The sequence below is a fragment of the Roseovarius sp. CH_XMU1461 genome (genome assembly GCF_037027165.1).
GTDB classification, from domain to species: Bacteria; Pseudomonadota; Alphaproteobacteria; order Rhodobacterales; family Rhodobacteraceae; genus Roseovarius; species Roseovarius nubinhibens.
This window is the reverse complement of sequence record NZ_JAYMDV010000001.1, coordinates 633298-660176: the sequence shown is the minus strand read 5'-3', so window position 1 is coordinate 660176 and position 26879 is coordinate 633298. Positions and strand designations below refer to the sequence as shown.

General features: G+C 64.7%; 17 protein-coding genes and 1 pseudogene. 7 read left to right on the top strand and 11 right to left on the bottom strand.

The window, feature by feature from the left end:
• Positions 1-7: 7 nt before the first annotated feature.
• Positions 8-2947 (bottom strand): annotated as a pseudogene (locus WA237_RS03130) (baseplate multidomain protein megatron); the annotation flags it as partial.
• A 777-nt stretch (positions 2948-3724) separates the two neighbouring features.
• Between WA237_RS03130 and WA237_RS03125 the strand changes: the two are divergent.
• Entirely contained in the window at positions 3725-5149 is a 1425-nt protein-coding gene (locus WA237_RS03125) for an FAD-binding oxidoreductase (RefSeq protein WP_336096644.1), read from the top strand.
• An 89-nt stretch (positions 5150-5238) separates the two neighbouring features.
• Positions 5239-5988 (top strand): NYN domain-containing protein, encoded by a 750-nt coding sequence (locus WA237_RS03120; RefSeq protein ID WP_336096643.1) that lies wholly within the window; start codon positions 5239-5241, stop codon positions 5986-5988.
• A gap of 53 nt (positions 5989-6041) precedes the next feature.
• On the opposite strand, the gene WA237_RS03115 is transcribed toward WA237_RS03120, so the two are convergent.
• Positions 6042-7067, bottom strand: a complete 1026-nt coding sequence (locus WA237_RS03115) for an extracellular solute-binding protein (RefSeq protein ID WP_336096642.1) — start codon at positions 7065-7067, stop codon at positions 6042-6044.
• A gap of 230 nt (positions 7068-7297) precedes the next feature.
• Between WA237_RS03115 and WA237_RS03110 the strand changes: the two genes are divergently transcribed.
• The gene (locus tag WA237_RS03110; RefSeq protein ID WP_336096641.1) at positions 7298-9187 is read left to right on the top strand and encodes an acyl-CoA synthetase; all 1890 of its coding nucleotides are present in this window, start codon (positions 7298-7300) and stop codon (positions 9185-9187) included.
• Positions 9188-9278: 91 nt separating this feature from the next.
• Here the strand turns inward: WA237_RS03110 and ileS are convergent, their stop codons facing one another.
• Entirely contained in the window at positions 9279-12188 is a 2910-nt protein-coding gene (ileS, locus tag WA237_RS03105; RefSeq protein WP_336096640.1) for an isoleucine--tRNA ligase, read from the bottom strand.
• 198 nt (positions 12189-12386) lie between these two features.
• Positions 12387-13334 carry a zinc-ribbon domain-containing protein gene (locus WA237_RS03100; RefSeq protein ID WP_336096639.1) on the bottom strand — a complete coding sequence of 316 codons (948 nt, stop codon included), beginning with the start codon at positions 13332-13334 and terminating at the stop codon, positions 12387-12389.
• A gap of 173 nt (positions 13335-13507) precedes the next feature.
• Here WA237_RS03100 and WA237_RS03095 point away from each other — a divergent pair, with 173 nt between their 5' ends.
• From WA237_RS03095 to WA237_RS03080, 4 genes are read left to right on the top strand one after another with little or no spacing between them, the layout of a single operon-like run.
• Positions 13508-14185, top strand: a complete 678-nt coding sequence (locus WA237_RS03095) for a cell division ATP-binding protein FtsE (RefSeq protein ID WP_009813045.1) — start codon at positions 13508-13510, stop codon at positions 14183-14185.
• The gene (locus WA237_RS03090) at positions 14182-15099 is read left to right on the top strand and encodes a cell division protein FtsX (protein ID WP_336096638.1); all 918 of its coding nucleotides are present in this window, start codon (positions 14182-14184) and stop codon (positions 15097-15099) included. The genes WA237_RS03095 and WA237_RS03090 overlap by 4 nt, the downstream gene beginning before the upstream one ends.
• Positions 15096-15824 (top strand): lysophospholipid acyltransferase family protein, encoded by a 729-nt coding sequence (locus WA237_RS03085; protein ID WP_216015159.1) that lies wholly within the window; start codon positions 15096-15098, stop codon positions 15822-15824. The genes WA237_RS03090 and WA237_RS03085 overlap by 4 nt, the downstream gene beginning before the upstream one ends.
• Before the next feature lie 3 nt (positions 15825-15827).
• Entirely contained in the window at positions 15828-16433 is a 606-nt protein-coding gene (locus WA237_RS03080; RefSeq protein ID WP_336096637.1) for a pyridoxamine 5'-phosphate oxidase family protein, read from the top strand.
• A gap of 195 nt (positions 16434-16628) precedes the next feature.
• On the opposite strand, the gene lpdA is transcribed toward WA237_RS03080, so the two are convergent.
• From lpdA to mdh, 7 genes are all read right to left on the bottom strand, one after another.
• Complete coding sequence (gene lpdA, locus WA237_RS03075) at positions 16629-18017, bottom strand: dihydrolipoyl dehydrogenase (RefSeq protein ID WP_009813041.1); 1389 nt, start codon at positions 18015-18017, stop codon at positions 16629-16631.
• A 93-nt stretch (positions 18018-18110) separates the two neighbouring features.
• Positions 18111-18506: an MAPEG family protein gene (locus WA237_RS03070; protein ID WP_216015156.1), complete on the bottom strand. Its 396-nt coding sequence runs from the start codon at positions 18504-18506 to the stop codon at positions 18111-18113.
• 86 nt (positions 18507-18592) lie between these two features.
• Positions 18593-20143, bottom strand: a complete 1551-nt coding sequence (odhB, locus tag WA237_RS03065; protein WP_336096636.1) for a 2-oxoglutarate dehydrogenase complex dihydrolipoyllysine-residue succinyltransferase — start codon at positions 20141-20143, stop codon at positions 18593-18595.
• Between the two features lie 3 nt (positions 20144-20146).
• Positions 20147-23107, bottom strand: coding sequence for a 2-oxoglutarate dehydrogenase E1 component (locus tag WA237_RS03060; RefSeq protein ID WP_336096635.1), 2961 nt, complete (start codon positions 23105-23107; stop codon positions 20147-20149).
• Between the two features lie 154 nt (positions 23108-23261).
• The gene (sucD, locus tag WA237_RS03055; RefSeq protein ID WP_216015152.1) at positions 23262-24143 is read right to left on the bottom strand and encodes a succinate--CoA ligase subunit alpha; all 882 of its coding nucleotides are present in this window, start codon (positions 24141-24143) and stop codon (positions 23262-23264) included.
• An 84-nt stretch (positions 24144-24227) separates the two neighbouring features.
• On the bottom strand, positions 24228-25421 hold the full coding sequence (sucC, locus tag WA237_RS03050; RefSeq protein ID WP_009813036.1) for an ADP-forming succinate--CoA ligase subunit beta: 1194 nt from the start codon (positions 25419-25421) through the stop codon (positions 24228-24230).
• Positions 25422-25759: 338 nt separating this feature from the next.
• A complete protein-coding gene (mdh, locus tag WA237_RS03045) occupies positions 25760-26722 on the bottom strand; it encodes a malate dehydrogenase (RefSeq protein WP_009813035.1) in 963 nt (320 codons plus the stop codon).
• Positions 26723-26879: the final 157 nt, after the last annotated feature.

Here is a 26879-nt window from a genome sequence, read left to right as displayed (position 1 = left end):
CCAGCGGCTAGAGCGTCAGCTCTAGGCCCGCCCAAGCCCCCGCACCGAACCGGCCCGACACCTGCGCCACCTCGATCGTGACCGTGCCGCTCGCCCCATCCGCCGCCTGCGCGCTCTGGGCATAGGTCCAGGCGGGGCTCTCGCTCATCGCATCGCGCAGCACGGTTTCCCCCTGCCGCACCCGAATGGCATAGAGCTCCTGCTCTTCGCCCATGGGCACATCTGGCGTGTCCCAGCGGTCGCCATCGATCCGCGTTCGGCGGATCCAGCTGAGCGTCACATCGCCTGCTGCCCGGCGTGCCCGCAGATGCACCGGCGACCGTGGCCGCAGCCCCAGCCCCTCAAAGGCGATCACCGCATGCTGATAGGACGGGTCATCCACGGGCCGACCGGCCGGGACGATCCGGTAATGCCGGGCGCGTCCGCGCGCCGCCTCGGGCAGGGCGATCTGCGCCGGCAGCCCGTCGAGCATCACCAGATAGCTGCCCACCGGCCAATGATCCGGCACAGCCGCATCGGTGCCAAGTTGCCCGCGCAGCCTGTGGCGCAGGATATAGGTGTTGCTGGCGACAAGCTCGGCCTCGGCAAATTGCATGAGCTCCCAGCCCTCGGGCGTGCCATCGCCAATGGCACAGAGATTGGCCCCCGACAGAAGATCCGCCTCCGGCACATTGTCGAGCGTGCCATGCACCATCCTGACGGTGAGCCCCTCCCCACGATCCCAGAGCCCCTTGCTGGCCCGCGCCAGCGGGGTCTGCGTGACGCCGATCCGCGCCCGCAACTCGGTCAGATGGTTGAGCTGATAATTGGCGTCACTGTCCGAGGCATAGAGCGCCGCCGCCCCCGGCCAAGGCTCGCCCCCCACGGCGAGATGCGGCGCATGGGGCGTCTCGGCCCCGGTCATCAGCGGCAGATCGAGGAAGAGCGGCAGCACCGGCACCGGCGCGGTAAAGCTGCGGCTGCCCGGCGGCAGATCCTCGATCATCTGCGGGCGATAGGATTCCGGCTCGATCCGCACCGCTTCGATCATCTGCTGGCTGGCAAACTGCTCGACCCGGTCGATGCGGAAATGCCCGGTGCGCCCGGCCTCTGCCAGCGACACGACATCGCCCGCGCCGATCTCGGCCCGCGACAGCGGCAGGGCAAAGCGCAGCGTATCGGTCGCCACCCGCGCCTCCGAGAGCCAGCGTTCGACCGTCGCGCGCCCTTCGCCCCGGGTCATGGCCAGCGGCATTTCCGAGGTCGAGACAGTGTGGGTCGCATCGTCCGGCAGGATCGATTCCTCGGCGATCACCTCGAAATCCGCATCCGCCTCGATGAACCGAAGCCGCACCCGCCCGGCGATCTCGGCGGCATTGGCGCGGGTCTCTTCGAGGGTGCTGCCCCCCTCTTCATCGCGCACCAGATCCTCGTCACTGAGCAGATGATCGCTCTCCCCATCGCGCATCCGAAAGCTGAGGCACCCGCCGCGTTCCACCGCATCGAACCCATAGCGCAGCATGAGCGGCTGCAAAAGCGCCCGCGCGTCGCTCACCTCTTCGCTGGCATAGCCGCGCACCACACCCTCAAGGCGGCTCACATCGAGATGCTGCACCCCGGCGCGGCGCGCGATCTCTTGCACGACGGCGGCCAGCGCGGGCTGCGACACCCGCCCGTTGAGCCAGTGACCCTGCGCATAATTCTCCCCATCGGACCAGAGCGCACGGGCATTGGGAAAGGCCGGATAGGGCCGCGCATCCCAGGCCCAGGCATAAGCATGATCCATGTCGATCATCGGCCCGTCATATTCGACCGATTGCGGATTGTTCTCGGGCGCCGACCAGTATTCGACCATTGCCCGCAGATATTGCGCCTGAATGTAATCGTCGCGATAGCCGTCCGAGAAATATGGCAGGCTCGATTCCGAGGATTTCGGGTCGAGAAACTTGTTGGGCTGGTTGCTGCCCTTGTCCACCGCCGCACAGCCGAACTCGGTAAAGCGGATTGGCTTCGACTTCGGCACCCAGGGCGTCGGTACCGCTTGGCGTACCCCGTCGATCCGGTCGTGATGGCCGTTCCGCCACCAGTTGCGCATGTCCTTGTAGGCCTCGGCGACCATCTTGTCGGCGCCGAACTCCTCCATGGCGCGGATCGCCGCCCCGGCCCAGCCGGTGGGGCTCATCCCGCTCACCGACCGATCGGCCAGCACATAGGCCCGCCACTCCTGCACCGGCCCGCTTTGATCGACGCCCACGACGATGATGCCGCATTCATCCGACCCGGCATGACCCGTCACCGGCGGATCGACCGCCACGACGATGCGGCTCAGCTCGGGCAGCTCGCTCACCCGCGCCGCATCGAGCGCGGCGAGGCTCCAGAGCGCGCCTTCCGCCTCTTCGAGCAATATCCCGTCAAGCTCCTGCCGCCCTAGCCGCGTGCCGACATAGCGCGCCCGCACCTCGGCGAGAAAGCTCTCGGCCAGATGCGCCCGGTTGGCCTCGGTCGGGGCCTGCGTCACAACGGTGCTCGGCGCCGCCAGCACATCCTTAAGAACGCCGACATTGCGCGGCGTGGTGGTCACGCAAATCTGCGGATCGTCGCCCAGCCGCAGCGCGAATTGCAGCATGTCCCATGTCGCCCGCGCCTTCTTCCACTTGGCCATCTCGTCGAGCCACGCGCCATCGAACTGCGGCCCGCGCAGCGCCTCGGGATCATGCGCCGAAAACACCGCCGCCTCTGCCCCGTTGGGCCAGACCAGCCGGCGACGGCTCGCCTGCCATTCCGGGCGACGATCCGGGGGCGAACAGGCCAGAATGCCGCTCTCGCCAAAGATCATGACCTCGCGCACCTGATCGACCGTCTCGCCGACAAGGGCGATCCGTCGGCACCGCCCCGGCGCGCCGGGCGTCGCACCCTCCACGGCGGCGCGCACCCATTCGGCCCCGGCGCGCGTCTTGCCCGCGCCACGCCCGCCCATGATGGCCCAGGTCTTCCATTTACCTTCCGGCGGCATCTGATGCGGCAGCGCCCAGAACTCGAAAAGATAGGGCAGCGCGAGAATTTCCGCGTCACTCAGGCTGTTGAGGAACCTCTCCTGCCGCACAGGCCCGCCGGAGGCGATCCAATCGGCACCCGATCGAATGCCGTGCTGCGTCGAGGTCGAGCGCCGTTGCGGCACTGGTGTCTGTGTCTCGTGTCTTGCGTCTTTCAAGGTCCGCCTCCGCTTCAAAGGCAATGCGCAACCATTGCCGTATGTCCGAAATCAACCGCCCCGAGTTGCCCAGGATTTCGGGCGGCCCGTCGCGCAGCTTGCTCTGTATCCGTTCCAGGTCCCGGGTCATGTCGCTGAGCTGTTGCTCCAGCCGCCGGATCGAGGTGCTGAGCCCCAACCCGTCATCGCCATATGCCTGTGTCGTCATGCCTTTTCGTCGCCTCCTGTTGCTTCGGAGCGTTCAGTGGGATCAGCCTCCCCCTCAGGCGTCAGGATTTTGTTAACCCTCCGTACGCTGGGCGGCGCTGGGGCTGGGCCGGGGGCTGGGGCGCGGTTTTGGGGGGCTTGGTCGGGCCAAAATCCACACTGTCGCAATACCGACGCGATACCGACGTGCTGCCGACAGGACATTTCGGGGCGTTTTCGGCCAAGGCGCACCGCCGTCCTGCCGCCGCGATACCGACGCAAAACCGACCCTCCATTTGGCCATAGTTCTGGCTTTCCAACCCGCCGTGATCTGGCTAGAAATTTGTCATGACACTTGCCCCCGCCGATCCCGCCTTCCGCGCCCGCCTCGCCGCCGAACTCCCCGCCTCCGCCTTCCGCGAGCCGGCCCCGCATTACGTCGAAGAGCCCCGTGGCCGTTGGCAGGGACAGGCCGGGGTGATCGTCGCCCCCGCCTCCACCGAAGAGGTCGCCACAACGCTCCGCATCGCCCATGCGGCAGGCGTCGGCGTGGTGCCCTATGGCGGCGGCACCGGGCTGGTCGGCGGACAGGTCATGCCCGAGGGCCCCGCCCCCGTGGTGCTGAGCCTCGAGCGGATGACCCGCGTCCGCGCCATCCACCCGAGCGAGAACACGATGATCGTCGAGGCCGGCGCCATCCTGTCGGACATCCATGACGCCGCCGCCGGGGCCGACCGGCTCTATCCGCTGAGCCTCGCGGCCAAGGGCACCGCCCGGATCGGCGGCATCCTGTCGACCAATGCGGGCGGGGTGAATGTGCTGCGCTACGGCAATGCCCGCGACCTCTGTCTCGGGCTCGAGGGGGTGCTGCCTGACGGCACGATCTGGCACGGGCTCAAACGCCTGCGCAAGGACAACACCGGCTATGATCTGCGCAACCTGCTGATCGGCGCCGAGGGCACGCTCGGGGTGATCACCGCCGCCGCGCTGCGCCTCGTCCCGGTGCCTGCAGGCGAGGGCACGGCGCTGATGGCGGTGCGCGATCCCGATGCCGCGCTGGCGCTGCTCGACATGGCCCAGGCGCAGATGGGCTCGGGGGTGAGCGCCTTCGAGATCATCCACCGCCAGGGGCTCGACTTCCTGCGCCAGACCCTCCCCGACGTGCGCCAGCCGCTCGACGAGCCGCCGGAATGGTCGGTGCTGATCGAGGTCGGACTGCCGCGCGGGCTCGACCCCGCCGAGGCGCTCGAGACGCTCTTCGCCGAAGGCTTCGAGGCCGATCTCGTCCATGATGGCGTGGTGGCTCAGTCACAGGCCCAGCGCGACGCGCTCTGGGACATGCGCGAACATATCCCCGAGGGCAACCGCCGCATCGGCGCCATCGCCTCGCATGACATCGCCCTGCCGCTCGGCGAGCTGCCCGAATTCATCCGCCGCGGCGCCGCGCTGGTGGCGGATCTCGGCCCCTACCGGATCAATTGCTTTGGCCATCTCGGCGACGGCAACCTGCATTACAACATCTTCCCGCCCGAGGGCGAGAGCCGCGATGCCTACCGCGCCGAGGCCCCCGCCATCTCGCGCGCGCTGCATGATCTGGTGGCCGAGCTCGGCGGCTCGTTCAGCGCCGAGCACGGCGTCGGACGGCTCAAGGTGGGCGATCTCGAACATTACGGCGACCCGGCCAAGCTCGCCGCCATGCGCGCCATCAAATCCGCCCTCGACCCGCGCGGCATCATGAACCCCGGCGCCGTGCTGCGCCTGCCCGAGAGCTAGAAACCGGCCTATCCTCGCCCCATTTCTGTCCAGATGGGGCGCTACTCAGTTCGGCATATTTTAAGATGTCGATTTGAGAGGTGAACGGTATGACCAAGGTTGTGGTGTTGGTGGATGGGGACAATATCAGCGCCTCCCATGCCGACCTGATTCGGACAAAGGCCGCCCGACTGGGCGACATCACGACCTGCCGGGTCTATACCGATGCACAGGGCAATTCCGGCTGGCACGAGGCGCATGGATTTCGCGTGATGCACGCCGGCACGGGCAAGAACGCAGCCGATCTTCTGCTGTCGATCGACGCCTTGGAACTGGCGCTCCGGGACGGCAAACGCCAGTTTGTCATTGTCACCTCGGATGGCGATTTCAGCCATCTCGCGCAGCGGCTTCTCGATCATGACTGTCATGTTCTCGGCCTGGGAGAGAGCAAGGCCCCCAAGGGCTTTCGCGCCGCCTGTAGCGGTTTCGAGGTGATCGGGCTGGGGCAGGGCGGCGCATCTGTTCAGCCGCGCGCATCTGTCGTCGCTTTTACGTCCTTCCCGCCCGTGAAGGTGCCCGCCCCGGCGTCGGCTCCGCGTCAGCCGACAAAGACCGATTGGAAGGTCCGCGAACTGATTTTGGAACTTCAACCCAACGGGCAGGGTCTTCAGATCGGAATGCTGGGCGGGCGGATGCGTGAACGACATGGGATCAGCACGGGCAGTCTTCCAGCAAAGAATTGGCGCACCTATCTGGCGCAGAGACCCGAGCTCTATAATCTCGATGCACCTGGGCCAAAGGCCAAGGTGCGCCAGATCGCCGCCGGTTTCGAACTTGGCAAACAAGTGGCCTCAAATTGAAAAACGCCGGGGCAGGGCCCCGACGCTTTACTGCTCGTTAAAGCTTTTGCGGCTTACTTCCAGTTGACCTCGTTAAAGATCGCCTGTGCCTTGGCGGCATTATCCCCGAACGACGCGGTGTTGGTCGCCGTGTCGGGAATGAAGAAGCCCAGGCGCGCGGTGTCCTCGTCGAGGCCCACACCCGGAACCGCCGGGTATTCGTTGTTCTGGCTGGCGAAATGCTGCTGCGCAAATTCGCTGGTCAGGAATTCGAGGAAGGTTTTCGCGGCCTCGGCATTCGGGGCCGATTTCGTCATCGCAGCAGCGGCGAGGTTGAGATGCGCGCCACGGTCGCTCTGGTTGGGCCAGACCCAGCCGATACCGTCGATGCCCGAGGTCAGACCTTCGACATCCTTGTCGTAGCCGCGCAGGAAGTAATAATGGTTCGCCACGGCGATATCGCATTCGCCCGACACGAGACCGCGGAGCTGATCGGTGTCGCCACCTTCGGGGTCACGCGCCATGTTGGCAACGATCCCGGCGGCCCAGTCCTTGGCAGCCTCTTCGCCATTGGCTTCGATCAGCGAGGCCAGCAGCGATTGGTTGTAGATGTTCTTGGACGAGCGGATGCAGATCTGGCCCTTGAGGCTCGGATCGGCCAGCTCTTCATAGCTGCGCGGCGGGTTCTCGACGCGGTCCTTGGCGTAGAAGATGATGCGCGCGCGCTGCGACACGCCGAACCACATGTTCTCGGGGTCGCGCAGGTGCTTGGGCACGGCATCGGCGATCACGTCGGATTCGACCGCCTGCAGGACGCCGGCCTCTTCGGCCCGGCCCATGCGACCGATGTCGACGGTGATGAACACATCGGCGGGGCTGTTGTCGCCCTCGGCGCTGAGCCGCGCGATGAGCTCGTCGGCCTCGCCTTCGATACGGTTCACGGTGATGCCGGTTTGCTCGGTGAACTTGGCATAGAGCGCATCGTCCGAATCGTAATGGCGGCTCGAATAGACATTGACCTCGTCGGCCATTGCGGTGGTGCCAAGGGCGGCCAATGCAACAGCAGCGCTGGCACGGCGGGCGAAAGTCAGGCAGTTCATAGCGATTCCTTGCTTTTCCGACTAAAATACTCGGAACCCTCTCTGGAGAGTCCGACTAATTTAGTCAAGTCAATTCCCGGGGACCCAAATCAGATATCTACCCTTGGCATGGGATGCTGGGGCCCGCATATGTGACAACGCTGCGTAAAACTTGCGCGGAATGAAAAGCTTGCCCATGCTGGACGCAGTAGAGATCGCGCGGCAACGACCGCGCAGGGGAGGAGATTAGGATGAGTTTCACGACACGTCAGGACGTGCTCGATATCGAGGCAGAAGGCAGCTGGGATCAGCTCGACAACCCGCGCACGCTCTATCAGATGCTGCGCAATACCGCCGAGGCCTTTCCCGACCGCCCCGCCATCAGCTATCAGCTCATGTCGGGCCCCAAGGACCCCGCCGAAACGCTGAGCTGGTCCGAGTTCCACGCCAAGGTCTGTCAGGCCGCGAACCTGTTCCGCAGCCTCGGCATCGGCGAAAACGACGTCGTGGCCCTCGTCCTGCCGAACAGCATGGAAACCGCCATCGCCACCATCGGCGCGGCGGTGGCCGGGATCGTCAACCCGATCAACCCGCTGCTCGACGCCGAACAGATCGGCGCCATCTTGCGCGAAACCAACGCCCGCGTCGTCGTCACCCTGCGCGCCTTCCCCAAGACCGACATCGCCCAGAAAACCGCCCTTGCTGCGGCCCAGGCGCCCAATGTCAAAACCGTGCTCGAGATCGACCTCAACCGCTATCTCAGCCCGCCCAAGAGCTGGATCGTGCCGCTGATCCGGCCCAAGGTGCCGGGTCCGCGCCCCGCCGATTGCCGCGATTTCAACAAGGAAATCGCGCGCCAGAACAAGAGCCTCGATTTCCCCGACAGCGCCGGGGACCGGGTCGCCGCCTATTTCCACACCGGCGGCACCACCGGCATGCCGAAGGTCGCCCAGCACCGCTATGACGGGCTCGTCTACAATGGCTGGATCGGGCATAAACTGCTCTTCACCGAGCATGACAACGTCATGTGCCCGCTGCCGCTCTTCCACGTTTTCGCCTGCCATGTGATCTTGATGGCGATGATCAAATCCGGCGCGCATGTGGTCTTTCCGACGCCCGCGGGCTATCGCGGCGACGGCGTTTTCGACAATTTCTGGAAGCTCTGCGAGCGCTGGAAAATCAGTTTTGTGATCACCGTGCCCACCGCCGTTTCGGCCCTGATGCAGCGCCCGGTGGACGCCGATCTCTCGACCGTGCGCAACGCGTTTTCCGGCAGCGCGCCGATGCCGCTTGAACTCTTCAAACGGTTCGAGAGCGCGACCAACATGAAGGTGATCGAAGGCTATGGCCTGACCGAGGCGACCTGCCTTGTGTCCTGCAACCCGCCCGAGGGCGAAAAGAAGGTGGGCTCGGTCGGGGTGCCCTTCCCGCATACGGATGTAAAAATCGTCAAGAACACTCCCAACGGCCCGGTCGAATGCGCCGCCGACGAGGTGGGCGAGATCTGCATTTCGAGCCCCGGCGTCTATGCTGGCCACACCTATACCGAGGCCGAGAAAAACGCCGATCTCTACTATTTCGACGAGTATCTGCGCACCGGCGATCTCGGACGGCTCGACGGCGATGGCTATCTCTGGATCACTGGCCGGGCCAAGGATCTGATCATTCGCGGCGGCCATAACATCGACCCCGCCGAGATCGAAGAGGCGTTGATGGCGCATGATGCGGTCGCCATGGCCGGGGCCATCGGTCAGCCCGACGCTCATTCCGGCGAACTGCCCTGCGTCTATGTCGAACTGGTCGAGGGGGCCGAAGCGACAGAGGCCGATCTGGCCGAGATCTGCAAAACCCATGTCAAGGAACGCGCGGCCCTGCCCAAGCATATCGAGATCCTCGACGAGCTGCCCAAGACCGCTGTGGGCAAGGTGTTCAAACCCGATCTGCGCAAGCGGGCGATCACCCGGGTCTATGACGCGGCGCTGGCCGAGGCCGGGGTCGCGGCGCGGGTGGCCGAGGTCATCGACGACAAGAAACGCGGCCTCGTGGCGCGGCTCGAGGCGACCGGCGACGGCGCGGATGACGCGGCTGTGAGCGGGGTGCTCGGTGCCTTTACCCGGCCCTGGGAATGGAAGACCGACTAAGGTCAGCCACGCCAAACCAGACATGAAAAAGCCCCCGGCGCCGCATGGCTCCGGGGGCTTTTATCTTGTGCTGTGGCGTGACGCTTAGGGCTTAGCCCAGCGCGTCCGAGCAGCGTTTGCAGGTGTCCGCATGTTTATGCGTGCCGACATCGGGCAGGATCTTCCAGCAGCGCTGACATTTGCCGCCTTCGGCCGTCTCGAACACCACGGTGATGCCATCGGTCTCGGGCATGCGGAAGGCTTCCGACGGGCTCGGGTCCTTGGTCAGCGAGATGTCCGAAGTGATGCAGATATCCTCGAACGGCACCGACTTCAAGATCGCCAGCGTTTGCGGTTCGCGCACATGCACCACCGGTGCGGCCTCGAGCGACGAGCCGATGACCTTCTCGGTCCGCTGCACTTCGAGCGCGGCGGTGACGACACGGCGGGCGCGGCGCACCTGCGCCCATTTCGCCGCCAGCGGCTCGTTGAGCCAATCGGCGGGGGTCGCCGGCATATCGATGAGATGGACCGAGCTCTCGTCACCGGGGAAGCGCGACAGCCAGACCTCTTCCATGGTGAAGACGAGGATCGGCGCGAGCCATGTGGTCAGGCGGTGGAACAGCAGGTCGAGCACGGTGCGCGCGGCCCGGCGTTCGGCGCTGTCGCCATCGCAATAGAGCACGTCCTTGCGGATGTCGAAATAGAAGGCCGACAGATCGACGGTGCAGAACTGGAACAGCGCCTGGAACACGCCCTGGAAGTCATAGGCGCCATAGCCCTTGCGGACCTTGTGATCGAGCTCGGCGAGACGGTGCAGCACCCATTGTTCGAGCTCGGGCATGGCCTCGGCCTCGACCCGGTCGCTCTCGTCGAAATGCGCCAGCGCGCCGAGCATGAAGCGCATCGTGTTGCGCAGACGGCGATAGCTGTCGGCGGTGCCTTTGAGGATCTCCGGCCCGATCCGCTGATCTGCGGTATAGTCGGTCTGGGCCACCCAGAGCCGCAGGATGTCGGCGCCATATTGGTCGACCACCTGCTGCGGCACGATGGTGTTGCCGATGGATTTCGACATCTTCAGGCCCTTTTCATCGAGCGTGAAGCCATGGGTCACCACGTTGCGATAGGGCGCGCGGCCGGTGGTGCCCACCGATTGCAGAAGCGACGAATGGAACCAGCCCCGGTGTTGGTCGGTGCCTTCCATATAGACATCGGCGATGCCATCCTCGGTGCCGTCCTCGCGGTCGCGCAGCACAAAGGCATGGGTCGAGCCGCTGTCGAACCAGACGTCGAGAATGTCAAAGACCTGGTCGTAATCCTCGGGGTTCACGATACCGCCGAGGAACCGCTCTTTGGCGCCGTCCTGATACCAGACATCGGCGCCGTCGACCTCAAAGGCCTCGGCGATGCGGGCATTGACCTCGGGGTTGCGGAGCAGGAAATCCTCCTCGGTGGGCAGCGCGCCCTTCTTGGTGAAACAGGTGAGCGGCACGCCCCAGGCCCGCTGACGGCTGAGCACCCAATCGGGGCGCGCCTCCATCATCGAATAGAGCCGGTTGCGGCCGGTGCGCGGCACCCAGTTCACATTGTCGATCTCGGTCAGGGCGCGTTCGCGGATGGTCTTGCCATGGGTGTCGAGCCCATCGCCGACCACCTTGTCGATGGCGGCAAACCATTGCGGCGTGTTGCGATAGATCACCGGTGCCTTGGAGCGCCAGCTGTGCGGGTAGCTGTGTTTGATCTTGCCACGCGCGAGCAGCCCGCCGACCTCGACGAGCTTGTCGATCACCGTCTTGTTGGCATCACCCTCGCCGCCCTTGCGATTGAGGATGTATTTGCCGCCAAAGAAGGGCAGGCCGGGCCGGAAAGACCCGTCGTCGAGCACGTTATAGGTGATCACCTGCTCGAGCATCCCGAGATCGCGGTAGAGCTCGTACTCCTCCATCCCGTGCGAGGGCGCGCAATGGACGAAACCCGTGCCTTCGGTGTCGGTCACGAACTCCGCCGCGCGGAAGTCGCGAAGGTCATCCCATTCGCCCTCACCGCCTTCGGCCCCGGCCAGCGGGTGCTGTAGCGAGAGGCTGGCGAGCTCGTCCGTGGTGACGTCGCGCAGGCGTGTCCATTGGTCATCGCCAAGACGCGCACGGCCAAAGACATCGGCGGCCAGATTGTCGGCCAGCAGATAGCGGTCGCCGACATTGGCCCAGCATTCGTCCGGCGTGCCAGTGACCTCGTAGAGCCCATAGGCAATGTCCTTGCCATAGACCACGGCCTTGTTCGACGGGATGGTCCAGGGGGTGGTGGTCCAGATGACGACCTGCGCGCCATCAAGATCGCCGCCATTCACGACCTTGAACTTCACCCAGATGGTAAAGCTTTCCTTGTCGTGATACTCGACCTCGGCCTCGGCCAGCGCGGTCTTTTCGATGGGCGACCACATGACGGGCTTAGAGCCCTGATAGAGCGTGCCGTTCATGAGGAACTTCATGAACTCTTCGGCGATCACCCGCTCGGCGTGGAAATCCATCGTGAGATAGGGTTTTTCCCAATTGCCGGTGATGCCCAGACGCTTGAATTCCTGACGCTGCACATCGACCCATTCATCGGCGAATTTGCGGCATTCGGCGCGGAAATCGTTGATCGGCACCTGATCCTTGTCGCGGCCCTTCTTGCGGTATTGTTCCTCGATCTTCCATTCGATCGGAAGCCCGTGACAATCCCAGCCGGGGATGTAGCGCGCGTCAAAGCCCATCATCTGATGCGAGCGGACGATCATGTCCTTGATCGTCTTGTTGAGCGCGTGCCCGATATGCAGATGGCCGTTGGCATAGGGGGGGCCGTCATGCAGGGTGAAGGGCTTGCGCCCCTCGGCCTGACGCAGGCGGTGATACACGTCGAGCTTTTGCCAGCGGGCGAGCCATTCCGGCTCGCGCTTGGGCAGGCCCGCGCGCATCGGGAAATTGGTTTCGGGCAGGTTCAGGGTGTCTTTGTAGTCGGGCGTCTGGGTGTCAGCGGCGCACATTAAACGGCGTCCTTCGGTTCGATAGGTCGGAGGGTCAGGTCTGGGGCGGCGCGGAAAGGTCCATACGCCTTGTCCCGGCGGCTCGTCTGGATCAGAGCGCCGGGCAGGTAATTCGAATAATGATCGCGTCTATCCGCAACATGAGGGCGTTATAAAGCGGCGGTTGGGCGGCGTCCAGACCGCGTTTTCGGGCGCGGGTTATTCCCCCGCGCCGCTGCCCGATTTGCTGTCGAGCCAGGCCAGCAAGAGCCGCGCCTGATCGTCGAGCCAGAGCCGGAAACTGTCGACTTGGGCGACGTAGGCATCGACCAGATCGGCCGATTGCGGGACGTTTTCCTTGATCATCGGCGCCAGCATATAGGCCAGCAGGCCAAGCCCGGCGAGGATGAGGATCAGGAAGAAGCCAAAGCGAAAACCGCCGCGTTTGCGGGGTGGCAGGGCCGGGTAGTCATCTTCGTTGAAACTGCCCGCCGCGGCTTCGCCTTCGGAGCGCAGGGACGAGTTGATTTCGTCGATATCTGGCAGCAGGTCGCGGCGCGAGGTCGGGTCGATCGTGGCGCTGGCGATTTCGGCGTCATCCTCGGGGTCCGGCTCGCCGCGCAGGCGGGCCATGCGGGTGCGGGCCTCGCGGGTGCGGCGGCTGGTCTCGTCCTCGTCGTCGAGGCCGAGCTCTGGCTGGGTCTCGAGCCGGGCGCGTTCTTCGGCGCGGGCGCGGCTTTCGCGTTCGGCCTCTTCTTGCAGGATGCCGCGCACCTCGGGATCGATGGCGCGGCGCGGCTGGCCGGCGAGGGGGGCGTCGCTCGCGGCGTCGTCGTGATCCTCGGGTTCGGGGTCTTGCCACATGTCGCGGGCGATGTCTGCGTCGCTGTCCTCTTCCGAGGCGAGGGGCGAGCCTGCGGCGGCGGGGGAGCCGCGGCCGAGATCGGGCAGGTCGTCCTCCTCGTCATCGAGAGTCGTGTCGTCATAATCGTCGGCGTCCTGAGACGGATGGTCCTGCGGGTGATCGGCGGTTTGCGGTGGGTGATCGGGGTGGTGCTGAAACCAGGTATCCCCGCAATTGGAGCATTGCACGTCGCGTCCCGCTTCGGGGATCACGTCGTCAGGCACCTCATATGTCGCCTCGCAATTGGGGCAGGTCAGTCGCATGAAATCACCTGTCTGAACCTCTTGGCCGGTCCCGTTGCCCGGGCCGTCTTGTCCTTGCCAACACCATAAGGTGTAAAGGATTGGCGGAAAAGAGCAAAGGATTTGCGACCCCCGATTGCAAGAGGCGCGGCTCTGAGGCATTTAGGAAACGGGCAGGATGGGAAAGGGCGCGTGTGATCGAGCTTGAGAATGTGGCCTATAGCTATGGCGGGGGCGAGTTGCTCAGCGACATATCGCTGCGACTGCAGCCGGGGTCTTTCCATTTCCTCACCGGGCCTTCGGGGGCCGGTAAAACCACCTTGCTGAAGCTGTGCTATGGCGCGCTGTTTCCGACGGCGGGGCAGGTGCAGTTGTTTGATCGGGACGTGCGATCGCTCGACCGGGACGACATCGCGCTGGCGCGGCGGCGGATCGGGGTGGTGCATCAGGATTGCCAGTTTCTCAACCATCTCAGCGTCGAGGAAAACATCGCCCTGCCCCTGACGGTGTCGGGGCGCGATATGCTCAATGAAGGGGCCAACCTGCGCGAGCTGGTAAATTGGGTCGGTCTCAAATCGCGGGCCGAGGCGCTGCCGCCAGAGCTCTCGGGGGGCGAACGACAGCGGGCGGCGCTGGCGCGGGCGGTGATCATGTCGCCCGATGTGATCCTCGCCGACGAGCCCACCGGCAACGTCGATTGGGAGATGTCGCAGCGGCTGTTGCGGCTGTTGATCGAGCTCAACCGGATGGGCAAGACGGTGATGATCGCGACCCATGACCTCGGGCTGATCCGCGCCGCCAAGAGCCAGGTTCAGGCGCGGGTGCTGCGCATCTCAAACCGGCGGCTGCAATTGGCGGGGGCGGATCTGTGAAAGAGCTGTTTGGTCAATTTATCGAACGTTTCTCGGGGCTTATCATTGGTGATAGCCAGGCGGACCGGGTTGTGCCGCCGACCGGGTTCACCGCCTGGCTGACGCTTTTCAGTGCCGGGGCGATGGCCTTTCTCGCGGTGTTTGCGCTGGCCTTGTCGCTGGCCACGTCGCGGCTGGCGGATCGCTGGGGCGACGAGCTGGCGCGGGCCTCGACGCTGCGGATTTCGGCCCCTGAGGGGCAGATCCAGGCGCAGACCGATGCCGCGCTCAAGGTGCTCAAGACGACGCCGGGGATCGCCTCGGCGCGGACGCTTACCAGTGACGAACAAAAGGCCCTGCTCGAGCCGTGGTTCGGCCCCGATCTGCCGGTCGAGCGGCTGCCCATCCCGCGGCTCATCGAGATCATCGAAGAGGGCGACGGCTATGACGCGGACGGGCTGCGGCTGCGGCTCTCGGCAGAGGCACCGGGGGCGGTGCTCGACGATCATACGCGCTGGCGCAAGCCGCTGATTTCGGCGGCGTCACGGCTGCGCCTGCTGGGCTGGCTGTCGCTTCTCCTGATTGGCGGCACGATGGCGGCGATGATCACGCTGGCGGCGAATGCGGCGCTCTCGGCCAATGCGCAGGTGATTTCGGTGCTGCGGCTGGTGGGGGCCACGGATGGCTATATCGCGCAGGCGTTTGAGCGTCGGTTCACCCTGCGCGGGCTGATGGGGGCGGGCGTCGGCATGATCGCCGGGGTTCTGGCGACGCTCATCCTGCCGAGCACGGATGTGGCGGGCGGGTTCCTGACCGGCCTTGGCTTTCAGGGCTGGCATTGGCTCTGGCCGCTGCTGATCCCGCTTCTAGCGGGCGGGGTGGCCTATGCGGCGACCCGGGCGGCGGCGCGGCGGACGTTGGAGAATATGGCATGAGCTATGCGTTCCAATGGCTGCGGTCGCTGATCTATGTGATGCAGATCTATTTCATGATGCTGCCCATCGGGGTTGTGTACCTGCCTTGGGCCCTGCTCAGCCGCCGGGGCGCGATTGGCGCCTGCAAGGCCTGGTCGCGCTGGGCCATCTGGTCGGCGCGCTGGATGGTGGGCATTCGCACCGAGGTGCGCGGCACGCCACCGCAAGGTGAGGTCATGATCGCGGCCAAGCATCAATCCTTTCTCGATATCATTCTCATCTTCATGTCGATCCCTGCCGGAAAGTTCATCATGAAGCGCGAATTGGTCTATGCGCCGATCATCGGGCAATATGCGCTCAAGCTGGGTTGTGTGCCGGTGGATCGCGGCAAGCGCAGCCAGGCTATCAAGAAGATGGTTAACGATGTCGAAAAGGGCCGTGCCGCGCCCGGACAGCTCATCATCTATCCGCAAGGCACGCGCATCCCGCCCGGGGTCAAGGCGCCCTATAAGGTCGGAACCGCCGTTTTGTATCAAGAACTTGGCCAGCCCTGCGTGCCGGTGGCAACGAATGTCGGCCTGTTCTGGCCGAAGCGGGGGATCTATCGCAAGCCGGGGCTGGCGGTGGTGGAGTTCCTGCCCGAAATCGCGCCGGGCAAGAGCAAGGAGGCCTTTATGGCCGAGCTGGAGCAGGCGGTGGAAGGCGCGTCGGAGCGGCTGGCGCGCGAGGCAGGGTTTGAGGGCTAGGCGATGACGGACTGGGTTGAGGATATTGCGACGCTCGAGGCGATCTATGGGACGCCGGGCGCGGCCTCGATCCGTAAGGTGGCGCATCGGATGACGCCGCTCTATCGCCAGTGGATCATGGCATCGCGGTTTTGCGTGCTGTCGACCGTGGGGCCGGAGGGCACCGACGGAAGCCCGCGCGGCGATGATGGCCCGGTGGTGACCGAGCTCGATGAGCAAACCCTGCTCATGCCCGATTGGCGGGGCAATGACCGTATGGATTCGCTGCGCAATATCGTGACGGATGACCGCGTGTCGTTGATGTTCATGGTGCCGGGATCGACCAATGTGGTGCGGGTCAACGGGCGGGCGCGGATCAGTGTGGATGCGGCGCTCTGTGGCCGGTTCGAAGACCGGGGGCGGCGGCCGAGATCGGTGATCGTGATCCGCATCGGCGAGATCTATAGCCAATGCGCGCGGGCGGTGATGCGGGCCGGGCTCTGGGGGCCGGATGAGAGCGCGGGCCTGCCCAGCATGGGCGATATTCTGGCCGAGCAGACCGATGGGGAAGTGGGGGGCGCGGCCTATGATGCGGCCTGGCCGGAGCGCGCCGCCAAGAGCCTGTGGTGAGGCCCGCGTTAACCACGATTTGGGACGTCGGTATCCAGTCGGTATTACGGCGGCAAGACGACAGTGGGTTTTTTGGCCACAGCGGGTCGCGTTAACCTTTGCACATCGGGCATGAAACAGCGGGCATGAAACAGCGGGCATGAAAAAGGCGCCGGAGGGGACCCCCGGCGCCTGATTTCGTTTTGCGGGGCGGGATCAGCTGTGGATCGCGCCGTCGCCACAGGCCAGCGCCGCCTCGCGCACCGCCTCGGAATAGGTCGGGTGGGCGTGGCAGGTCATGGCGAGGTCTTCGGCGGAGGCGCCGAATTCCATCGCGACGCAGACCTCGTGGATCAGGTCGCCGGCGCCCGGGCCGATGATGTGGCAGCCAAGGATGCGGTCGGTGTCCTTGTCGGCCAGAAGTTTCACGAAGCCGTCGCCCGCAAAGACCGCCTTGGCGCGGCCATTGCCCATGAAGGAGAACTTGCCGACCTTATAGGCGCGGCCTTCTTCCTTGAGCTGGTCCTCGGTCTTGCCGACGGTGGCGACCTCGGGGTGGGTGTAGATCACGCCGGGGATGACGCCGTAGTTCACATGGCCCGCCTTGCCGGCGATGACCTCGGCGGCGGCCATGCCTTCGTCCTCGGCCTTGTGGGCGAGCATCGGCCCGTCGATCGCGTCGCCGATGGCATAGATGCCCTTGACGTTGGTTTGCCAGTGATCGTCGGTCTTGATCTGGCCGCGCTGGGACATCTCGACGCCGAGCGCCTCGAGCCCGAGACCGTCGGTATAGGGTTTGCGGCCGGTGGCGACGAGCACCACATCGGCGTCGAGCACATGTTCGCTGTCGTCCTTGCGGAGCTTGTAATGGACCTTGGCCTTGGTCTTGGTGGCCTCGGTTTTCTGCACGGCGGCGCCCATGATGAAGGACATGCCCTGTTTCTTGAGCATGCGCTGCACGGTTTTCTGCACCTCGGCATCCATGCCGGGGGTGACCGCGTCGAGATATTCGATCACCGTGACCTCAGAGCCGAGGCGGGCATAGACCGAGCCCAGTTCGAGCCCGATGACGCCCGCGCCGATCACCACGAGTTTCTTGGGCACCTTGGGCAGTTCGAGTGCGCCGGTGGAGGTCACGACGATTTTCTCGTCGACCTCGACACCGGGGAGCGAGGCGGCCTCGGAGCCGGAGGCGATGATGATGTTCTTGGCCTCATGGACCTCGTCGCCGACCTTGACCTTGCCCGCTTCGGGGATCGAGCCCCAGCCCTTGAGCCAGTCGATCTTGTTCTTCTTGAAGAGAAACTCGACGCCCTTGGTGTTCTGGCCGATGACGTCGTCCTTATAGGCGAGCATGCCGGGCCAATCGACCGAGGGGGATTTGCCCTTGAGCCCCATCTTGGCGAAGTTGTGTTCCGCCTCATGCAGCATATGCGAGGCGTGGAGCAGGGCCTTGGACGGGATGCAGCCGACGTTGAGGCAGGTGCCGCCGAGCGTGTCGCGGCCTTCGACGCAGGCGGTTTTCAGTCCCAGTTGCGCGCAGCGGATGGCGGCGACATAGCCGCCGGGGCCTGCACCGATTACGATGACGTCATAGCTTGCCATTGGGTTTGGTCCTTTTGTCAGTGGCGGGACGGGGGGCCAGCCCCCCGAACCCCCCGGGATATTTCGCGCCAGAAGATGCGGCGTTGGGCGGCATCATAGCAGCGCGGCGAAGAGCATGGCCATGGTGGCGAGAAACCCCACGGCCCAGACCAGCGAGCGCCAGGGGCGCAGGCCGAAGTAATAGGCGGGCACATAGGCCAGGCGGGCGGCGAGGTAGATCCAGGCGCAGGCGGCGGTGAAGGGGGTGGACTGGCCTGCCAGCGTGGTGACCAGCACCGCGATGGTGAAGAGGATGAGCCCTTCGAAATGGTTGGTGAGCGCCCGTTGCAGCCGCCCGCCATGGATCGAGAGCGGGCGCGAGGGCGCGCGGTCGCGGGCCGACATGGCATAGCCCGGGCCCACGTCGAGATTGGCCTGCACCGAATAGGCGAGGAATTGCAGCCCCTGGAGGAGGCCGGCGAGGGTGAGGGCGGTGAGCTCGGGGGTCATTGGGGGGTCTGAGCCTCCTCACGGGAGGGCGTGAGACGCCCTCCCAGGGTCGGGCGCTGCCCGATGTCACGAGACCTGCGCAAGGGTTACAGATCCATCAGCAGGCGGCGGGGGTCTTCGAGCGCTTCTTTGACGCGGACGAGGAAGGTGACCGCGCCTTTGCCGTCGACGATGCGGTGGTCATAGCTCAGCGCCAGGTACATCATCGGGCGGATTTCGACCTTGCCGTTGATCGCCATCGGGCGGTCCTGGATCTTGTGCATGCCGAGGATGCCCGATTGCGGCGGGTTGAGGATCGGCGAGGACATCAGCGAGCCGTAGACGCCACCGTTGGAGATGGTGAAGGTGCCGCCCTGCATTTCCGCCATGGAGAGCTTGCCGTCGCGGGCGCGGGCGCCTTTTTCGGCGATGGCCTTTTCGATGGCGGCGAAGGACATACTGTCGGCGTCGCGGATCACCGGCACGACGAGGCCGGTGGGGGTGCCGGCGGCGATGCCCATATGCACGAAGTTCTTATAGACGATGTCGGTGCCGTCGATTTCGGCGTTGACCTCGGGCACTTCTTTGAGCGCGTGGCAGCAGGCCTTGGTGAAGAAGGACATGAAGCCGAGTTTGACGCCGTGTTTCTTCAGGAACAGGTCCTTGTACTCGTTGCGCAGCGCCATGACCTCGGTCATGTCCACCTCGTTATAGGTGGTGAGCATCGCGGCGGTGTTCTGGCTGTCCTTGAGGCGGCGGGCGATGGTCTGCCGCAGGCGGGTCATCTTGACCCGTTCCTCGCGGGCGGCATCGTCAGCCGAGACGGCGCGCGGGGCGGCGGCGGCCGGAGCCGGGGCCGAAGCGCTGGCCCCGGTGGCGGCACCGGCGGCGGCGGCGCGGGCCACGTCATCCTTCATCACGCGGCCATCGCGGCCAGTGCCGGTGACCTGGTCGCGGTTGAGACCGGCCTCGGCCATGGCTTTTTTGGCGGAGGGCGCGTCCTCGACATCCGAGCGGCCAGAGTCGGAGGCAGCAGGGGCCGGGGCCGCCTCGGCGGCGGAGGCCTCGGGGCGGGTGTCGGGGGTGATGGTGCCATCGGCCGAGCCAGAGAGCACCGCGAGACGGCCATTGGCCTGCACGGTGTCGCCTTCTTGGGCCAAGATTTCGACGATGGTGCCAGCCGCCGGGGCGGGGACCTCGACCGAGACCTTGTCGGTTTCCAGCTCGCAGAGCATTTCGTCCTGGCTCACGCTGTCGCCGACCTTTTTGAACCAGGTGGAGACGGTCGCCTCGGTCACGGATTCGCCAAGCGTCGGCACCATGACATCGGTGTTGCCTTTGGCCGCGTCGCCACCGGAGGCGGGTTTGGCGGCGGGGGCGTCATCCTTGGGCGAGCCCGTGTTGCCGGCGGGTTTGGCATCGCCTGCGACGATGGTGGCGAGCAGGGCGTCGACGCCGACGGTGTCGCCCTCGGCGGCGACGATCTCGCCCATGGTGCCAGCGGCGGGGGCGGGCACTTCGACGGTGACCTTGTCGGTTTCCAGCTCGCAGAGCATTTCATCCTGCGCCACGGCATCGCCCGGTTTCTTGAACCAGGTGGCGACGGTGGCTTCGGTCACGGATTCGCCCAGCGTGGGGACGCGAACTTCGGTGCTCATGAATTAATTCCCTTCGATGGTGAGCGCGGCGTCGACCAGCGCTTCTTGCTGTTGCTTATGTGCCGAGGCCAGGCCCGTGGCGGGCGAGGCCGACGCCGAGCGGCCGGCATAGATGGGGCGGGTGTGCTTGGCCTTGATGCGGGTCAGCACCCATTCGAGATTGGGTTCGATAAAGCTCCAGGCGCCCTGGTTCTTGGGCTCTTCCTGACACCAGACGACATCGGCATTGGTGAACCGTTCCATTTCCTTGACCATGGAGATGGCCGGGAAGGGGTAGAACTGTTCGACGCGCAGCAGGTAGATATCGTCGAGCCCGCGCTTGTCGCGTTCCTCGAGCAGGTCGAAATAGACCTTGCCCGAGCAGACCACGACGCGGCGGATTTTATCATCGGCCACCAGTTTCGTGTCGGAATGGCCCTGTTGCGCGTCGTCCCAGAGCACCCGGTGGAAGGAGGAGCCTTTGGTAAAGTCTTCCTTGTTCGAGATGCAGAGCCGGTGGCGCAGCAGCGATTTCGGGGTCATCAGGATCAGCGGCTTGCGGAAGGTGCGGTGCAGCTGACGGCGCAGGATGTGGAAATAGTTCGCCGGCGTCGTGCAGTTGGCGACGATCCAGTTGTCCTGGCCGCACATCTGCAGGAAGCGTTCGAGTCGCGCCGAGCTATGTTCCGGGCCCTGGCCCTCGTAGCCATGCGGCAGCAGGCAGACGAGGCCGGACATGCGGAGCCATTTGCTTTCGCCGGAGCTGACGAACTGATCAAACATGATCTGCGCGCCATTGGCGAAATCGCCGAACTGGGCCTCCCAGAGGGTGAGGGCGTTGGGTTCGGCCAGCGTGTAGCCATATTCAAAGCCGAGCACCGCATATTCCGACAGCATCGAGTCGATGACATCGAAATGGGCCTGCCCCTTGCGGATGTTGTTGAGCGGGTAGTAGCGCTCTTCGGTGTCCTGGTTGATCAGGCCCGAGTGGCGTTGGCTAAAGGTGCCGCGGGTACAATCCTGACCCGAGAGGCGGACCGGGAAGCCTTCGGTGAGCAGCGAGCCAAAGGCCAGCGCCTCGGCCGTGGCCCAGTCGATGCCCTTGCCGGTCTCAAACATGTTGGCCTTGTTTTCCAACAGGCGTTGCACGGTCTTGTGCAGCGGGAAGCCGTCCGGCGCGGTCGACAGCGCGCGGCCGATTTCATCGAAGGTCTTGGCCTTGATGGCGGTTTCGCCGCGCTGGTAATCCTCGTCCTTGCGGTCGAGATGTTTCCATTTACCGTCGAGCCAGTCGGCCTTGTTCGGGCGGTAATCCTTGCCGGCCTCGAACTCGTCCGCGAGGAAGGCCTGGAACGCCGCCTTCATATCCTCGATCTCGCCCTCGGGGATGAGACCGTCCTTGATCAGCACGTCGGTGTAGAGCGACAGGGTGGTCTTTTGCTTTTTGATCTTCTTGTACATGACGGGGTTGGTGAACATCGGTTCATCCCCCTCGTTATGGCCGAAGCGGCGATAACAGATCATGTCGATGACCACGTCCTTCTTGAACCGCTGGCGGAACTCGATGGCGACGCGGGCGGCGTGCACCACCGCCTCGGGGTCGTCGCCGTTGACGTGGAAGATCGGCGCCTCGACCATCAGCGCGATGTCGGTCGGGTAGGGCGAGGAGCGCGAGAAATGCGGCGCGGTGGTAAAGCCGATCTGGTTGTTCACCACGATATGGATGGTGCCGCCGGTTTTATGGCCGCGCAGGCCGGAGAGGCCGAAACATTCGGCCACGACGCCCTGACCGGCAAAGGCCGCGTCGCCATGCAGCAGGATCGGCAGCACCGAGATCCGGTCGCTGTCGTTGTTCTGGTCCTGTTTGGCGCGGACCTTGCCGAGCACCACGGGGTTCACCGCTTCGAGGTGGCTCGGGTTGGCGGTGAGCGACAGGTGCACGGTGTTGCCGTCAAACTCGCGGTCCGACGAGGCGCCGAGGTGGTATTTCACATCGCCGGAGCCGTCGACATCCTCGGGCTTGAAGCTGCCGCCTTGGAATTCGTTGAAGATGGCGCGGTAGGGTTTGCCCATCACATTGGCGAGCACCGAGAGCCGGCCACGGTGCGGCATGCCGATGACGATGTCCTTGACGCCGAGCTGACCGCCGCGCTTGATGATCTGCTCCATCGCGGGGATCAGGCTCTCGCCGCCGTCGAGACCAAAGCGTTTGGTGCCCATGTATTTGACATGGAGATATTTTTCGAAACCTTCCGCCTCGACCAGCTTGTTCAGGATCGCCTTGCGGCCCTCGCGGGTGAAGGTGATTTCCTTGTCATAGCCTTCGATCCGCTCCTTGAGCCAGGCGGATTCCTCGGGGTTGGAAATATGCATGTATTGCAGCGCGAAAGTGCCGCAATAGGTGCGGCGCACGATGCTGAGGATCTCGCGGATCGAGGCCACTTCGAGACCGAGCACATTGTCGATGAAGATCGGCCGGTCCATGTCGGCCTCGGTGAAGCCGTAAGATTTCGGATCAAGCTCGGGCCGGTAGGGCATTTCGCGCAGACCGAGCGGATCGAGATCGGCGACGAGATGGCCGCGGATGCGGTAGGCGCGGATGAGCATCAAGGCGCGCACGCTGTCGAGCACCGCCTGTTGCACGGCGGCGTCGGAAATCTCGACGCCTTTTTCGGCGGCCTTGGCGGCGATCTTGCGGCCCTTATCAGCGGCTTCGACCTCGGGCGGGTAATCCCCGGTCAGCGCCCCGGTGACATCATCTTGGGGCATCGGCGGCCAGTCGGCGCGGGCCCAGGAGGGACCGGCGGCCTCGCGTTTGACCTCGACCTCGCCATCCCCGAGCTGGGCGAAGAACGCCTGCCAGGCCTCGTCCACGGCGTTGGGATCGGTGGCGTAGCGGGCGTAAAGCTGTTCGAGATACTCGGCATTATGCCCCTGCATGAAGCTGGAGGCATGGAACTGATCATTGGGGGATTGGTCGGTCATGATGTCACCTCTATTGGGTTGGGACCGGTGGTAACGCAAAACCTGCGCCGGGCCGGGGCCTGCGCAGGTCGGTTGGGAGGGCGAGCGGGTGCGGCACAGCGGCCGAGCCGTCCGGTGGGACGGCCCGGCCACGATATGCGCGCGGCCCGGTCACTTACCCGATGGCGGCCAGAACGGCTTCGCCCAGACCTGCGGGGCTCTCGGCGACGACGATGCCTGCGGATTTCATCGCTTCGATCTTGTCGTCGGCCCCGCCCTTGCCACCGGCGACGATGGCACCGGCATGGCCCATGCGGCGGCCCGGAGGCGCGGTGCGCCCGGCGATGAAACCGGCGGTCGGCTTCCAGCGGCCTTTCTTTTTCTCATCGGCGAGGAACTGAGCGGCCTCTTCTTCGGCGCTGCCGCCGATTTCCCCGATCATGATGATGCTCTCGGTCTCGTCATCGGCGAGGAACCATTCGAGCACGTCGATATGTTCGGTGCCCTTGATCGGGTCGCCGCCGATGCCGACGCAGGTCGACTGGCCGAGGCCCACATCGGTGGTCTGTTTGACCGCCTCATAGGTGAGCGTGCCCGAGCGCGACACGACGCCGACCGAGCCACGTTTGTGGATATGGCCGGGCATGATGCCGATCTTGCAGGCGTCGGGGGTGATGATGCCGGGGCAGTTGGGGCCAATGAGGGTCGATTTCGAGCCTTCGAGCGCGCGTTTGACGCGCATCATGTCGAGCACCGGGATGCCTTCGGTGATGCAGACGATGAGCGGCATCTGGGCATCAATGGCCTCGAGGATCGAGTCGGCCGCGAAGGGGGGCGGCACGTAGATCACGGAAGCATCCGCGCCGGTGCGGTCCATGGCTTCGTGCACGCTGTCGAAAACGGGCAGGTCGAGATGGGTCTGACCGCCCTTGCCGGGGGTCACGCCGCCGACCATCTGGGTGCCGTAGGCGATGGCCTGTTCACTGTGAAACGTGCCCTGCGAGCCGGTGAGGCCCTGGCAGATAACTTTGGTATTCTTGTCTACGAGGACTGCCATTTTGGCGTTCTCCTTTGAAATCCGTTGGGGCGGGGGTTCAGGCCCGCCATGGCGAGAGGACGGGCGCGGGGCCCGCCCGTCGCGTTAGCCCTTGACCGCCTTGACGATCTTTTCGGCGCCATCCTTTAGGTCGTCGGCGGCGATCACATCGACATCGGAATTGTTGATGATGGCCTTGCCCTCTTCGACATTGGTGCCTTCGAGGCGGACGACGAGCGGCACTTTGAGGCCCACTTCCTTGACCGCGGCGACGACGCCCTCGGCGATCACGTCACAGCGCATGATGCCGCCGAAGATGTTGACGAGGATGCCTTTGACGTTGGGGTCGGAGGTGATGATCTTGAACGCCTCGGTGACCTTTTCCTTGGTCGCGCCACCGCCCACGTCGAGGAAGTTGGCGGGTTCGGCGCCGTAGAGCTTGATGATGTCCATGGTCGCCATGGCGAGGCCCGCGCCGTTCACCATGCAGCCGATTTCACCGTCGAGCGCGATATAGTTGAGGTCGTATTTCGACGCTTCGAGCTCTTTGGGGTCTTCTTCGGTGGTGTCGCGCAGTTCGGCGATGTCGGCGTGGCGATAGATCGCGTTGCCGTCAAAGCCCATCTTGGCGTCGAGGCATTTCAGGTCGCCCGCGTCGGTGATGATCAGCGGGTTGATCTCGAGCATCTCCATGTCCTTTTCGAGGAACATCTTGTAGAGCGTGCCCATCAGCGAAACGCATTGTTTGACCTGCTTGCCCTCGAGACCGAGGTTGAAGGCGATGCGACGGCCGTGGAAGGGCTGATAGCCGGTGGCCGGATCGACCGAGAAGCTGAGGATTTTCTCAGGGGTGCTTTCGGCGACTTCCTCGATGTCCATGCCGCCCTCGGTCGAGGCGACGAAGGAGACGCGGCTTGTCTGCCGGTCGACGAGCAGGGCGAGGTAGAATTCCTTTTCGATGCCCGAGCCGTCTTCGATATAGATGCGGTTGACCTGTTTGCCGGCGGGGCCGGTCTGTTTGGTCACCAGGGTGCGGCCGAGCATGCGCTTGGCCTCTTCGGCGGCCTCTTCGACCGATTTGGCGAGACGCACGCCGCCTGCTTCACCGGCGCCGGCCTCTTTGAAGGAGCCCTTGCCGCGGCCGCCCGCGTGGATCTGTGCCTTGACCACCCAGAGAGGGCCGTCCATTTCGCCTGCGGCGGTCTTCGCCTCTTCTGCGCGAAGCACGACCCGGCCATCGGAAACCGGCGCGCCGTAAGAGCGAAGCAGCGCCTTCGCCTGATACTCGTGGATGTTCATAAACCTATCCCGTGTTGGTGCGATTGCCTTGGTATACTGGGCAGGTTGCGAGGGAATTAAAGCGGTTTCTGGGCTGTTGCGGAAAATTGCGCGGATTTTCGCGGATTTGTGATCACATGATATTTTCCTGTGATCACAAGGGCGGCTGTGTGCTGTGAAAAGAATCACCGCCGCGATGTGCCGGGGGTCAGTGGAGGGGGGATGGCGGCACTGTGCCACAGCGCGGCAATGGGATCAAACCGGCGCGGTTTTGTGCAGGGGCGCAGGGAGGCCAAGCCATTCGTATGCAAAGAAAAAGGGCGCCCCGAGGGACGCCCTTTGAAGTCGTGCAGCGGCGATCAGGCCAGCGTGCTGTCGATGCCTTTGCAGGCCTCGACGAGACCTTTGACCGCGTCGACCGATTTGTCGAACATCGCCTGTTCGTCGGAGGTCATCTTGATGTCGATGACCCGCTCGACACCGCCGGCGCCGATGACGGTGGGCACGCCCACATACATGCCATTGAGGCCGAGGGCCCCGTCGACATGGGCGGCGCAGGGCAGGACGCGTTTTTGGTCCTTGAGATAGGCTTCGGCCATTTCGATGGCGCTGGTGGCCGGGGCGTAATAGGCCGAACCGGTTTTCAGCAGGCCGACGATTTCGGCGCCGCCGTCACGGGTGCGCTGAATGATCTGGTCGAGCTTGTCCTGGGTGGTCCAGCCCATGTCCACCAGGTCGGGGAGCGGGATGCCGGCGACGGTCGAGTAGCGGGCCAGCGGCACCATCGTGTCGCCATGGCCGCCGAGCACGAAGGCGGTGACATCGCGCATCGAGACGCCGAATTCGAGGCTCAGGAAGTGACGGAAGCGGGCGCTGTCGAGCACGCCGGCCATGCCGCAGACCATGTTGTGGGGCAGGCCGGAGAATTCGCGCAGGGCCCAGACCATCGCGTCGAGCGGGTTGGTGATGCAGATCACAAAGGCGTTGGGCGCGTGTTCCTTGATGCCTTCGCCGACGGATTTCATGACCTTGAGGTTGATGCCCAGCAGGTCGTCGCGGCTCATCCCCGGTTTGCGCGGCACACCGGCGGTGACGATGCAGACGTCGGCCCCGGCGATATCGGCATAGGATTGGGTGCCCTTGAGCGAGGCGTCGAAGCCTTCGGAGGGGCCGGATTCCGCGATGTCGAGGGCTTTGCCCTCGGGCATGCCTTCGGCAATGTCGAACAGGACGACGTCGCCGAGTTCCTTCATTGCCGCCATATGGGCGAGCGTGCCGCCGATCATACCGGCGCCGATCAGGGCGATCTTGGGTCTGGCCATGGGAGTGTCTCCGCATCAATGTGAATGTTGCCGAGTGCGTAGCCCTTTGCCGCCTTGCGTGCAAGGGTGCAGCGTGCCGCAGGGGGCAATTGTGTACTGTTGTGTACCGTAATTGCGGGGGATTTTGGCAGGCATGGGCGTTTGAAAGGCGGGCCGG

Coding starts and splice junctions, on each gene's coding strand:
- WA237_RS03125 (WP_336096644.1), top strand. CDS start 3,725: ATGACACTTGCCCCCGCCGATCCCGCCTTCCGCGCCCGCCTCGCCGCC.
- WA237_RS03120 (WP_336096643.1), top strand. CDS start 5,239: ATGACCAAGGTTGTGGTGTTGGTGGATGGGGACAATATCAGCGCCTCC.
- WA237_RS03115 (WP_336096642.1), bottom strand. CDS start 7,067: ATGAACTGCCTGACTTTCGCCCGCCGTGCCAGCGCTGCTGTTGCATTG.
- WA237_RS03110 (WP_336096641.1), top strand. CDS start 7,298: ATGAGTTTCACGACACGTCAGGACGTGCTCGATATCGAGGCAGAAGGC.
- ileS (WP_336096640.1), bottom strand. CDS start 12,188: ATGTGCGCCGCTGACACCCAGACGCCCGACTACAAAGACACCCTGAAC.
- WA237_RS03100 (WP_336096639.1), bottom strand. CDS start 13,334: ATGCGACTGACCTGCCCCAATTGCGAGGCGACATATGAGGTGCCTGAC.
- WA237_RS03085 (WP_216015159.1), top strand. CDS start 15,096: ATGAGCTATGCGTTCCAATGGCTGCGGTCGCTGATCTATGTGATGCAG.
- WA237_RS03080 (WP_336096637.1), top strand. CDS start 15,828: ATGACGGACTGGGTTGAGGATATTGCGACGCTCGAGGCGATCTATGGG.
- lpdA (WP_009813041.1), bottom strand. CDS start 18,017: ATGGCAAGCTATGACGTCATCGTAATCGGTGCAGGCCCCGGCGGCTAT.
- WA237_RS03070 (WP_216015156.1), bottom strand. CDS start 18,506: ATGACCCCCGAGCTCACCGCCCTCACCCTCGCCGGCCTCCTCCAGGGG.
- odhB (WP_336096636.1), bottom strand. CDS start 20,143: ATGAGCACCGAAGTTCGCGTCCCCACGCTGGGCGAATCCGTGACCGAA.
- WA237_RS03060 (WP_336096635.1), bottom strand. CDS start 23,107: ATGACCGACCAATCCCCCAATGATCAGTTCCATGCCTCCAGCTTCATG.
- sucD (WP_216015152.1), bottom strand. CDS start 24,143: ATGGCAGTCCTCGTAGACAAGAATACCAAAGTTATCTGCCAGGGCCTC.
- sucC (WP_009813036.1), bottom strand. CDS start 25,421: ATGAACATCCACGAGTATCAGGCGAAGGCGCTGCTTCGCTCTTACGGC.
- mdh (WP_009813035.1), bottom strand. CDS start 26,722: ATGGCCAGACCCAAGATCGCCCTGATCGGCGCCGGTATGATCGGCGGC.